An 11770-nucleotide genomic window follows, 5' to 3' on the forward strand; every position below is an offset into this window, starting at 1 on the left:
GCGAGAATTATAAGGAGAAAGTATATCGTGAAGCTTATACTTTCTTATAATTTAAGAAGGATGTGTGATTTGTGAAGGTTACTGGAGACCAAGCGCTGGTCAAAAAAATAAATAAATCGATCGTACTACATACCATTCGAAGACACTCTCCACTCTCTCGCGCGAAGGTTTCAGAGATGACCGGATTGAATAAAGCTACTGTGTCCAATCTGGTAGCCGAGCTGTGCACGCAAGAATTGGTAACTGAAGTCGGACCTGGGGAATCAAGCGGTGGCCGCAAACCGTTAATGCTGCATTTTAACACGATGGCCGGCAGTGTAATTGGCATAGAATTACGGGTAAAGCAGCTAACAGCGGTCTTATGTGATCTGAGTGGGGGCATTCTTTACGAAAGCGATTTTTCCTTAGACAATCATGATTTCCCTTACGTCCTGGAACAAATGAAAAAGCTTATCTCAGGCTTAATTATCAGCGCTCCAGAATCCCCTTACGGCATCGTCGGCATCGGAGTAGGTGTCCCCGGCATGGTGGATGAAAATGGTGTTGTACTCTTCGCTCCCAACCTTGGCTGGGAAATGGTCGATCTGCGAGCGATATTGGAAGCTGAATTTTCCGTTCCTGTCACCATTGATAACGAAGCGAACGCGGGTGCACAGGGTGAACTCAACTTTGGTGCGGCACGAGAGGTAAGGCATCTCCTTTACATCAGTGCAGGATCAGGGATCGGATCTGGAATTATTATTGGCGGAGAGCTATACAAGGGTGCAAGAGGATATGCCGGTGAAACTGGACATATGACGATTGAAGCACAAGGTAAACCTTGCAGTTGCGGCAGTCGTGGTTGCTGGGAGTTATATGCCTCTGAGAAAACTTATGATAATCCAGACCTCTCCCTCCCTGCCCATACTACGCCAGAGCTGGTACGTTATGCGGCTGGAGGACAAGAAGACGCCCTGCATCACTTCTCAACGATGGGGGAATATCTCGGTATCGGGGTGACCAATCTAATCAATAGCTTCAATCCAGAGCTTATTGTGATCGGTGGAGCCTTGTCTGAGGCTGAAGAATGGTTAGGTGAGCCGCTGCGCCGGGTTGTAGCCGAGCGTACTCTTCCTTACCATAAGCAGCAACTCGAAATTACATTCTCTAAGCTCGGCAGCCGTGGAACGATGATCGGCGCAGGTTTCTCTGCGGTTATGCATTTCCTAGGCGATATTCGGGTAACCCTGTAATCCAGAACGGTAAGCGTTTATGTGAGAAATATAAGAATAATTTATAGCCCGGAACATATACATTCTTATATTTTGAAATAATTGACGTAAAATTGACGCATTTGAGTGAAGCAAAAGTGCAGTAAAAGGAACAGAAATCCTATATAATAAAGGTCAAGCTAGTGTGACATTTATCACTACAACCCCTTTTTTGAAATGGAGAGCGAGTCCATGACCTATGTTGATACGTCTGATATCTCGGCACAGATGTTCATCACTGTGTTGCTTTTTCTGCTCATTATTGCCCCTTTGATCAGCCTCGGTGTGCTCCGTTTTTTTCAAGCTAAAAAGAAATCAGGCTTTATTCTTATTGGCAGCGGCGCTGCTGTATACGTGCTATTTCAGATCATTACATCTTTCACTCAAACCTAAACTCTACTTCTAGATCTACTTTCATAAAAATAGTCTGCGCACAGATGCGTCAGACTATTTTTTGTATGCTTAAAGCTCACAAGCATTTTATACTTTCTTATATTTCAAATAAGACCGCCTCCTGATCGGAAGCGGTCCATTACATTTTCCTTACGGAAATCTTATTTAAATTCTTATATTTTTAAACAGTTGTGAGTGCTTTGTCGAACTGAGTTTTGTTCATGCCAATAATTTTATGCTCACCGATTACAGTCACAGGAATAGCTCTCACTCCCATGTCCCATACTTGCTGCGCAAAATCATCGTTCTGCTCGACATTGCGTTCTTCGTAGGATACGCCCTTTTCGCTTAAAAAGCTCTTCACCTGACGGCAATGGGGGCAATTTGTTGAGGTATATACAATAACATTCTCCATGGTATGACCTCCTATAAAAGATATACAGTGATGATATCAATTGTAGCAATGAGGGTTTTTCAAACCAAATTATAGAATGACTGCACTGTGCTCCAAGCTTTCGATATATTTCTCAGCATCCATAGCTGCCATACATCCACTACCTGCCGCAGTAATCGCTTGTCTGTAACGAGTATCCTGAACATCACCACATGCGAATACGCCTGGGATATTGGTTTCGGAAGTACCTGGATTCGTCATGATATAGCCATCCGCATTGGTTGTGATCTGTCCGCCTAAGAAAGAGGTATTAGGGTGGTGACCAATCGCAACAAACACGCCGCTTGCTTCGATGACTTCTTCTTCTCCGGTCTCATTGTTAAGCACTTTTAGTCCATTGACGCCTCTTTCGCTCGAAGTCACTTCCAGAGGAGTGCGGTTCAAGTTCCAGTCTACTTTAACATTAGCGCGTACGCGATCCTGCATGATCTTCGAAGCACGCAATTCTCCACGGCGGTGCACCAAAGTCACTTTAGAAGCAAAACGGGTCAAGAAACCAGCTTCCTCAAGTGCGGAATCTCCGCCACCAACAACCACGATCTCTTTATTACGGAAGAAAAATCCGTCACAGGTAGCGCAGGTGCTCACACCGCGTCCTACGTTATCTTGCTCCCCTGGGATACCGAGGTATTTTGCTGTAGCGCCTGTGGAAATGATCAATGTATCTGTAGTAAGAACGCCCATTCCTTCAACATTCAGCTTAAAAGGACGCTCTCCAAGTTCTACACTATTCACCCAGCCCGTACGGAATTCCGCACCAAAACGTTCAGCTTGTTTACGCATATTATCCATCAAGTCAGGGCCCATGATTCCTTCAGGAAATCCAGGGAAATTCTCCACTTCTGTAGTTGTGGTCAATTGTCCACCGGGTTGGGGTCCTTCGATTACTAGTGGATTCAAATTGGCACGAGCCAAGTAGATAGCGGCGGTTAATCCTGCCGGTCCAGTACCAACAATTATTGATTTATACATATCTATGTCCTCCTTGAGCTAAACGGCAATGACGTCGCTTCTTATTTAAAATAATTATAATGTAGTGTTAATTATGATAACTGAAAGCAAATATGTCAATATTCCAGACTCCCAAGTTCCGAAACTATTTTGTGAACAATTTAATTTCAAAAAATATTATCGTAATAATCTTAGTCCATTTAGAATTACTAATATAGTACTGCCTTCATGCCCTATCACGCCAAAAGGAAGTGCGATCCCTTGCACAAAGTTGCTGATCATAAGCACTGCAATCACAGTTACAGCAAAAATCATATTTTGCTTCACAATACGCTGTGAACGACGCGCCAATGATATCGTTGAAGCGATCTCTTCTATATTATCATTCATAAGTACTACATCTGCTATTTCGAGTGCTGCGCCGCTCCCTTTCATGCCCATCCCCATGCCTACGGTTGCTGTCGCCAAAGCAGGTGCATCGTTCACACCATCACCAACCATAACAACGTGACCATACTTTTCACGTAGAGCCTTGATATGCTTCACTTTATCCTCTGGTAATAGATCGGCAAATACCATATCTACTCCAGTTGTACCTGCAATGACCTGAGCTGTAGCCTCACGGTCTCCGGTAAGCATTGCCACTTTAATCCCAAGCTCCTGCAGCTTTCGCACTGCGGCTTCTGCTTGTGGGCGAACCGTATCCTGTAAAGCAATCATTCCGGCAATTTGCTCACCGTCCAGAATGATGGAGACGGTCTTTCCTTCTTCAGCCAACTGCTGCCGCTTAAGTTTCCAATGCTCCAGTTCAGGATTCATAACAGATGGAGTCAGCTCATCGAGCAAATTAGACTTCCCGATTCTCCAAAGATGTCCGTCGATTTGACCTTCAATCCCCCAGCCTGTGATGGTTTTACTGTCTTCTACTCCCTGAAGCTCTAAACCTTCCTCTTCCGCTTTACGCACAATCGCTTCCGCCAGTGGATGACGGGACATATGCTCAATGGATGCGCTAACCGTTAGTAACTCTTGACGATTGTAGCCTTCTCCTGCAATAAAATCAGTTACCTGTGGAGTTCCCTCTGTAAGTGTCCCTGTCTTATCGAACGCCACAACTGTTGTGCGTGCCATATTTTCCAGATGGACCCCGCCTTTAAACAGAACCCCTTTTCGCGCACTTTTGGAGATTGCTGACAGCATCGCTGGCATAATGGAAGAAACCAAAGCGCAAGGTGAAGCTACAACTAGAAAGACCATCGCTTTATAGAAGGTAGCGCTCCAGCTCCAGTCCAGCAAAAACGGCGGAAGGATAATCAGTGCCACTGTCGAGGCTACGACTACCCGTGCATAGATAGCTTCAAGTCTTTTAATAAAACGCTGCGAGTTAGGAACTTCCGTTTCCGCCTCTTCTACCATTTTGATGATTTTAGCAAAAAGAGTGTTCTCTGCAGCTTTCGTTACTTCAATATAAAGGGGGCCTTCTCCATTCACAGTGCCTGCAAAAACTTCGCTACCGGCATATTTCTCCACAGGTACTGACTCTCCTGTAATGGAAGCCTGATCTACTGCCGATTCCCCCCGATATACCTTGCCGTCTGCCGGAATCAAATCTCCCGGGCGCACAAGCAGCAGATCTCCGATCACCAGCTGGTCGATATTGACCTCATTCATGCTTCCTTGTTCAATACGCATAGCCGTAGCCGGCTTGAGTGCCATCAGCGAGGAAATATCCTTTTTACTACGTTCCATCGTATAACTCTCTAAGGCTCCACTGAGTGCAAAAATGAAAATAAGCATAGCACCTTCATTCCAGTACCCAATGGAAGCTGCGCCTAGTGCTGCTGCAATCATTAATAGGTTCACATCGAGATCCCGTTCTTTGACGAGCGTTTCTACGCCTTCCTTCGCTTTGTTCCAGCCACCAATCGTATAAGAAATGACATAGAGTGCTATGGAAAGAATCTCTGACCATCCTCCAACGGACCAAGCAATGAGCATAAGCAGTCCGCTGCCCAGAGCAGCCTGCATTTCAGAATTGCTGAGCATGGCACGCGGATCGAATCGACGCTTTGGAGCGCCTGGCTTCTTCATGCTGCCAGAGATTGATTTCTGTTTAGGTAAATGTTTTGATGTTGCTTGCATAATAATCGCCGTCCTTTAAAGTTTTGTGTAGCGTTCCTTCTGTGACTCTTCTTCGCAACAAAACTTGCTTCGTAAGCATACGCTTTGTTTTGTGAAGCCTAGCTTCATTGATTCCTCTTCGCAACAAAACTTGCTTCGTGAGCATAGCTTTGTTTTGTGGAGTTTTACTTCTGCCAAGTGAGAATGAGAGCCATTATTAAGACCCCTAAAATGACACATGCTGCCCCGGCTTAGCCGGGACAGCATGATTGATAACTATAGATAGTGAGAATGATAATCATTGTTGCAATAGTACAACTATATTTCCTTAGTGCAACTTATATTTTAATCATACCACCAGGAATGAAAAAGTAAAGCCTATCTATTCAGCTAACCACCATAAATTTCAGAATTTGTGCAGCTGCCCGATTATTGACGAATTTTATATAAAAGTTCTGTTAGAACCTGTTCCTCGACTGGAGTGGAATAAGATCCATCCTCAAAGCGTTTCATTGAACCGATTCCTTCTTGGAATACAAACCTTATGCGTCCTTTACGTACTTTTTTATCTGTGTACATTTTATCGATTAGCATTCGGTCTGTAATGGTTACTGGGATTTCGGTTGGCAGACCTGCCTTCTGTAGCAAAGCAATTACCCGCTTTGCTTGGTCCGAAGTTACATATCCCAAGCGCTCTGCTAACTGCACCTGAATAACAAGACCTATCGCAATAGCTTCACCATGTAACAAATCATAACCACTTAAAGCCTCCAGTGCTCGACCTGCGGTATGCCCCAGATTAAGAACTTGACGCAGGTTACTCTCCAATTCATCTTTCTCTACCACACCATATTTGATCTCACAATTGTGAAGTGCAATCCGTTCGCAAACCTCTCGATCTAATACTAGTTCACCTTCCGTGGTGACTACTTTATCCATATTCCGCTCCAAAAACTCGAAAAATCCCGCATCGGCGATGCAGGCATGTTTGATCGTTTCAGCCAAGCCGCTACGGAACTCACGAATCGGAAGTGTTCTCCAAGTCGCTAAGTCGATGTACACCTTTTGGGGTTGATGAAATACACCGATTAGATTAGTAGCGACAGGTGTATTTACGCCTGTTTTTCCGCCAATGGATGCATCTGCTGCCGCTAATAAGGTAGTTGCATAGTTCAAACTCGGCACTCCCCGGCCAAATGTCCCTGCCAAAAAACCTGCCAAATCCGTTACCGCTCCGCCTCCAATCGCAATAATACAGCAATCTCGGCCATACGAACGACTTAATAGCTGATCCTCAAGCTGTGCCTTCGTTTCACGGGTTTTGGACTTTTCTCCGGCGGGGAAAGAGAAAAGCTCCGCATGAAAACCGTTCTGAATCAGCTGTTCCTGCAAGGCTTGTCCATATAGCGCTTCAACTTTGGAATCTGTAATAATCGCGTATTTGCTAACATTCTCTACGATTCCTCGTTTTAAGTCCTCTATTAATGAGTTAAATAAAGTTTCTCCGATCACAATATCGTAGGAATGGTCAACAACCTTCTTCAGGGCAACTCTAAAATTTGCGGACATGTGCAGCGCCTCTTTTCAGTAGGATGCTAATAGATTCGAGCGCTAATTCAATTATCCTTTTTATGTAAAATAAATGAGGGTGCTGAAAGTAAATGGGGCTGGGGCAAGACTATATGACCCTGACGACAGCCCCTCATGGATGAAAGTTCAGGGTCACGGGACGACCTTATTTGATTTGATATACACTTAACTTCATTTGATTACTATTGAATAATGTCTTCGGGGTCCGAAACTATGCTCAAAAAGAATAACAAAGAGCAGTGATTCTCTAATCACAAAGAGCAGTGTTCCTCCGAAAATGGGGAAATCACTGCTCTTTTATTATTATCGATTCTAAATGAAACGTATCGTTTCATTTAGAAGTGCAAGTGGCTTATGGGACAGCCACTGCGTTGCTTTGTTACGGCCTTCCACCGGCGGCAGTATCCAGTGTTTCCTGCTGCCTGGCGATCCAGATCAGACAGGCTGCTCTAAGCAGCGCCTCGGTCCGCTGACCGACGCTGCAAAAGATCCCACTGAGGCCGATCCGATACAGATCGGCCAAAGCCGCCGCCGCCGGATTCCCCGCGGCGAGAACTACCGCCGCCGGCTTCACGCTCCGCACGGCGGCAAGGATCTCCCCCGCCGCCAGGGCGAAGCCCTCTGCGGCGGCCCCTTCCGGCGCGAGCTCGCTTGCCGCGCCGTCGAGCACTAGGAAATCGGCGATGCGCACGATTTCCGCGGCGGCGGAGGGCTCCACATCGAGCGCGATCAGCGCCCCGATGCGGCACGCCGCCGCATAAGCGTGGCCGAGTGTCTGATCGGCCACGACCTCGATGAATTCGCGCTTTGCCGCGAATTCGGCGCCGCTTGCGGTGTAGGCGACCAGCAGGTCCAGGCGGCAATCGCCGCCTTGCCGCTGGCTCTCCGCCACCGCAGTAAAAAGCGCTTCGAGCTGCGCGTCCTGAAGCGCGGCGAGCTTTGCGGGCTGCGCCGCAAGCTCCTCTGGATGCAGTAAGGTGACTGCTGCCCATTCACCATCCGGTGATTCCAGCAACGCTGTGGCCGCTGCTTGCAATCGATAGTAGATCCGCTGCAGAATTCGATTAGCCTGCAGTTCATCTTCACTGGATAACCAGTTCTCATAAAGACAGAACAATTCAGGTTCGAGCAGCCATTCCTCACTTCGTATCAGACAAGGGCCGGCTTGAACGGATTTTTTTCCTTCCCGTACAGTAGGGCGTTCTTCTCGTCCTTCACGCAGTACTAAGAATGCCGACTGTTCCCCGGGCCGCTTAAAATAAGAACGGTTCAAAGGTTCTACGACATCCCTCTGCTCTACCCCGGTGATAAATTCTGCGGCGGCGGAGGCTACGGATCCGGCTTGGCTCATTTCCATCCCTACAGCCCGATCACCGGTCTTATACATGAACTTGAACGGGCGCTCTTCACTACTCCGAAAACCATCCTGCTGACGTTCACCCTTCATCTTCGCACCCACCCTTTATCTTTGGATTGCTGCCGGTACGCCAAGTTAATAAACATCATGCACCGACATCTTATTACCACACTTATAAATACGGGAACCTCCCATGAAATATGCAAGCGTTACCAAATGATGTGAATAATTTAGCCTTATTAAATCACAAAAAAAAGGCATCGCCGCATAACAGCAAATGCCTTCCTTGAACTTCATTGTTTTATTGTTGACTGGCGGCAATTGCCTGTTCCAGATCATAAATAATATCATCAATGGATTCCGTACCAATCGATAAACGAAGCAATTCCGGAGTTACTCCGGCTGTGGTTTGCTCTTCATCCGACAGCTGCGCATGTGTTGTACTTGCAGGATGGATAATCAATGATTTGGAATCACCGACATTCGCTAAATGCGAGAACAGCTTCACATTTTCAATCAGCTTGCGTCCCGCAGCACTTCCGCCTTTGATACCGAAGGTAAGGATCGCTCCTTGGCCTTTAGGTAAATACTTTTGCGCTAATTCGTGAGATGGATGAGTCAGAAGTCCGGAATAACTTACCCATTCTACGTCTGCGTGTGCCTCCAAATATTGCGCAACCTTTAGCGCATTCTGGCTGTGACGTTCCATCCGCAAATGCAGTGTTTCGAGACCTTGCAACAGCATCCAAGAGTTAAATGGTGAAATAGAAGCACCTAGATCGCGAAGCAATTGAACGCGGGCTTTAATAATATAAGCAATCGGTCCCACAGCTTCCGTATAAACAACACCATGATAGCTTGGGTCAGGCTCTGTAAGTCCTGGGAACTTACCGCTTGCCTTCCAATCGAACTTACCGCCGTCTACAATAATTCCGCCGATGGACGTACCATGTCCGCCGATGAATTTGGTTGCCGAATGGACAACGATGTCAGCTCCATGCTCAATCGGACGCAGTAAATATGGACTTGGGAACGTATTATCCACAATAAGAGGAATTCCATGTTCATGCGCGATCGCTGCAACGGCTTCAATATCTAGTACATTCCCCTGTGGGTTACCAATGGTTTCTGCATACAAAGCTTTGGTTTTATCATTAATCGCAGCACGGAAATTCTCTGGATTATCCGAATCGACAAAATGCACCTTAATGCCAAGCTTAGGCAACGTTGTAGAAAAAAGATTATAAGTTCCACCGTACAGGCTTGCCGCAGATACAATTTCATCCCCAGCGCCCGCAATATTTAGAATGGAAAAAGAAATAGCCGCTGCCCCGGAAGCTGTAGCAAGTGCACCTGCTCCACCTTCTAGTGCTGCCAGGCGCTGTTCAAATACATCCGTAGTCGGATTCATCAGCCGAGTGTAAATATTACCGAATTCCTTGAGTGCAAACAAATCCGCTGCATGATCAGCATCACGGAATCCATAAGATGTGGTCTGATAAAGCGGTACAGCACGTGCGAAAGTAGTTGGATCAATCTCCTGGCCTGCATGAACAGTCAAAGTTTCAAATGACAGCTTACGGTCTTCTGACATAGGTATTTCCTCCCTTTATAAATAAGAATAGAAATCTTTAACAAATAATTATTTTACCCATTCTCTCATAAACGACATCATTTGAAAAGAAAAAAATCTTATTATTCCGGTGCGAATTATTATATTTCAGTTTATTCGAAAGAAACCCTGTCCGATAAAAATCAGATAACGCTTTCAATATAAAACAATATAGCGGCGGACAAAGCTTGTCCACCTCATCTCACCGCTATCGATTTTCTTATCGCCTTTTAGTAATTGCTTTGACTAGTTTCACCCTTAGCAATCGCTACACCGCCGCTGGTACCAATACGGCTTGCACCTGCTTGTACCATTACATGTGCATCTTCTGCACTACGAACACCACCGGAAGCCTTCACACCCACATTAGGTCCAACCGTTGCACGCATCAGCGCGATATCTTCCTTCGTTGCTCCACCTGTAGAGAATCCTGTGGATGTTTTTACGAAGTCTGCTCCAGCTTCAACAGAAAGCTTGCAGGCACGAACCTTTTCTTCTTCCGTTAATAAACAGGTCTCGATAATGACCTTAGTCAGTGCTTTACCGCGAGCTGCGTCTACAACTGCTGCAATATCACGTTTAACCAGTTCATTGTTGCCATCTTTCAACGCTCCGATGTTGATGACCATATCCACTTCACCTGCACCATTAGCGATAGCATTGGTGGTCTCAAATGCTTTGGTCTCTGTTGTCGAGGATCCGAGCGGGAAGCCGATAACTGTACATACTTTAACCTCAGGCGTATCCTTCAACACTTCATGGGCAGTAGCTACCCAAGCTGGGTTTACGCAGACCGAAGCAAATTTATAAGCTTTTGCTTCCTCTGCCAATTTAACGATATCTTCTTTCCGTGCATCTGCTTTAAGCAGTGTATGATCAATGATCCGCGATAGTGTAATTTCGCTCATTTTTGTCATTCCTCCATGATTTGGATAGTGAATTTTTTTCATCTCTGTAATCATACCAATAGAACTCTGCTTTGCAAAGTCGACTGGGCACTCAGCCCCCACTCCAACCTCGGTTAACTCATATAAATATATTTGGAGCAGGTCATTATTTACTTAATTATCTTTTCAAGTTAATTTTATACCTTACGATGGGATTCAAGGCCGCTCAAAAAGCGCTGCACGAAGCCAATTTGCTAGGTGAGGATATGGATATGATCATGTTCGCTTCACAGACACCGGAATATACCTATCCTACCAACGCACTCCTGCTGCATCGTATGCTTCAAGGTAAACATCGGACCATTACGCAAGATTCCAATGCCAACTGTGCAGGAATGGTATCTGCCGTGGAGCAAACAAGTCGTTATATGCAGTCTAATCCTAGCATCTGGTACGCGCTCGTCGTGGGAAGCGACTACAGCTCGGTGAACTGCAATACGGATGATGAAATTACTTACCCTAACTTCGGGGATGCCGCAGCAGCTGTCATTCTGGAACGGAGTAGCGAGCAATCAGGCTTCATTGACTCCCTTTATTACACTGACTCTGAGGGCTCCGAGAACATTATGTTCCCAGCTTGCGGTCTATCCAATATTTATCACGAAGACATTACACCGGAGCAAATTCGGATACGCTGGACACCCTTTGACGGTACAGTATGTGTAGAGGCGGCGGTTGCAGACATGAAAGAGCTTCTTTCAAGGAACGGCCTGACTACAGATGATATATCTGCCTTCTGCCTTTCACAATTCTCCCTTAAAAATATCGAACTCATCCAAGATGGACTTGGACTTACCGATGAGAAATTCATCTATGTAGGTGACGAGTTCGGTTATACAGCTACAAGCAGTCCTTTTATCGCCTTTCAACGCGGAGTCGAAGACGGACGAATCAAACGTGGCGATTATGTATTCTTCTGGTCAGTTGGCGCTGGCTGGCAAATTCCTACGATGCTTTATCAATATTAATCGAGTAGGAGGGGGCGGCGAGCCCCCGACCTCTCACACCACCGTACGTACCGTTCGGTATACGGCGGTTCATGAAATATTCCGTAAGGAGTTGTATCTGTCCAATACACTCTTTAATCCATTGGAT

10 protein-coding genes are annotated in these 11770 nt (G+C 46.0%); 3 read left to right on the forward strand and 7 right to left on the reverse strand.

Annotated features, from left to right (window positions below; translation table 11 throughout):
* Nucleotides 1-71 precede the first annotated feature (71 nt).
* The gene (locus tag UQ64_RS22870; protein WP_060625742.1) at nucleotides 72-1232 is read left to right on the forward strand and encodes an ROK family transcriptional regulator; all 1161 of its coding nucleotides are present in this window, start codon (nucleotides 72-74) and stop codon (nucleotides 1230-1232) included.
* 210 nt (nucleotides 1233-1442) lie between these two features.
* Nucleotides 1443-1643, forward strand: a complete 201-nt coding sequence (locus tag UQ64_RS22875) for a hypothetical protein (RefSeq protein ID WP_042131070.1) — start codon at nucleotides 1443-1445, stop codon at nucleotides 1641-1643.
* A 181-nt stretch (nucleotides 1644-1824) separates the two neighbouring features.
* On the opposite strand, the gene UQ64_RS22880 is transcribed toward UQ64_RS22875, so the two are convergent.
* From UQ64_RS22880 to deoC, 7 genes are all read right to left on the reverse strand, one after another.
* On the reverse strand, nucleotides 1825-2058 hold the full coding sequence (locus UQ64_RS22880; protein ID WP_060625743.1) for a glutaredoxin family protein: 234 nt from the start codon (nucleotides 2056-2058) through the stop codon (nucleotides 1825-1827).
* Between the two features lie 69 nt (nucleotides 2059-2127).
* Nucleotides 2128-3069, reverse strand: coding sequence for a thioredoxin-disulfide reductase (trxB, locus tag UQ64_RS22885; RefSeq protein ID WP_060625744.1), 942 nt, complete (start codon nucleotides 3067-3069; stop codon nucleotides 2128-2130).
* A gap of 156 nt (nucleotides 3070-3225) precedes the next feature.
* On the reverse strand, nucleotides 3226-5190 hold the full coding sequence (locus UQ64_RS22890; RefSeq protein ID WP_060625745.1) for a heavy metal translocating P-type ATPase: 1965 nt from the start codon (nucleotides 5188-5190) through the stop codon (nucleotides 3226-3228).
* A gap of 408 nt (nucleotides 5191-5598) precedes the next feature.
* The gene (gene aroB / locus UQ64_RS22895; RefSeq protein ID WP_060625746.1) at nucleotides 5599-6738 is read right to left on the reverse strand and encodes a 3-dehydroquinate synthase; all 1140 of its coding nucleotides are present in this window, start codon (nucleotides 6736-6738) and stop codon (nucleotides 5599-5601) included.
* Nucleotides 6739-7138: 400 nt separating this feature from the next.
* Entirely contained in the window at nucleotides 7139-8206 is a 1068-nt protein-coding gene (locus UQ64_RS22900; protein WP_060625747.1) for a hypothetical protein, read from the reverse strand.
* A gap of 211 nt (nucleotides 8207-8417) precedes the next feature.
* The gene (locus UQ64_RS22905; RefSeq protein ID WP_060625748.1) at nucleotides 8418-9710 is read right to left on the reverse strand and encodes a homocysteine synthase; all 1293 of its coding nucleotides are present in this window, start codon (nucleotides 9708-9710) and stop codon (nucleotides 8418-8420) included.
* A 248-nt stretch (nucleotides 9711-9958) separates the two neighbouring features.
* Nucleotides 9959-10636 carry a deoxyribose-phosphate aldolase gene (gene deoC, locus UQ64_RS22910; protein WP_143759565.1) on the reverse strand — a complete coding sequence of 226 codons (678 nt, stop codon included), beginning with the start codon at nucleotides 10634-10636 and terminating at the stop codon, nucleotides 9959-9961.
* A 188-nt stretch (nucleotides 10637-10824) separates the two neighbouring features.
* On the opposite strand from deoC, the gene UQ64_RS22915 reads away from it, so the two are divergent.
* Nucleotides 10825-11643: a 3-oxoacyl-[acyl-carrier-protein] synthase III C-terminal domain-containing protein gene (locus UQ64_RS22915; protein ID WP_082651280.1), complete on the forward strand. Its 819-nt coding sequence runs from the start codon at nucleotides 10825-10827 to the stop codon at nucleotides 11641-11643.
* The last annotated feature ends 127 nt before the right edge of the window (nucleotides 11644-11770 follow it).

Source organism: Paenibacillus etheri, from assembly GCF_001012825.1.
Classification (GTDB): domain Bacteria; phylum Bacillota; class Bacilli; order Paenibacillales; family Paenibacillaceae; genus Paenibacillus_AQ; species Paenibacillus_AQ etheri.

Coding starts and splice junctions, on each gene's coding strand:
- UQ64_RS22900 (WP_060625747.1), bottom strand. CDS start 8,206: ATGAAGGGTGAACGTCAGCAGGATGGTTTTCGGAGTAGTGAAGAGCGC.
- aroB (WP_060625746.1), bottom strand. CDS start 6,738: ATGTCCGCAAATTTTAGAGTTGCCCTGAAGAAGGTTGTTGACCATTCC.
- UQ64_RS22905 (WP_060625748.1), bottom strand. CDS start 9,710: ATGTCAGAAGACCGTAAGCTGTCATTTGAAACTTTGACTGTTCATGCA.
- UQ64_RS22880 (WP_060625743.1), bottom strand. CDS start 2,058: ATGGAGAATGTTATTGTATATACCTCAACAAATTGCCCCCATTGCCGT.
- trxB (WP_060625744.1), bottom strand. CDS start 3,069: ATGTATAAATCAATAATTGTTGGTACTGGACCGGCAGGATTAACCGCC.
- deoC (WP_143759565.1), bottom strand. CDS start 10,636: ATGAGCGAAATTACACTATCGCGGATCATTGATCATACACTGCTTAAA.
- UQ64_RS22890 (WP_060625745.1), bottom strand. CDS start 5,190: ATGCAAGCAACATCAAAACATTTACCTAAACAGAAATCAATCTCTGGC.
- UQ64_RS22875 (WP_042131070.1), top strand. CDS start 1,443: ATGACCTATGTTGATACGTCTGATATCTCGGCACAGATGTTCATCACT.
- UQ64_RS22915 (WP_082651280.1), top strand. CDS start 10,825: ATGGGATTCAAGGCCGCTCAAAAAGCGCTGCACGAAGCCAATTTGCTA.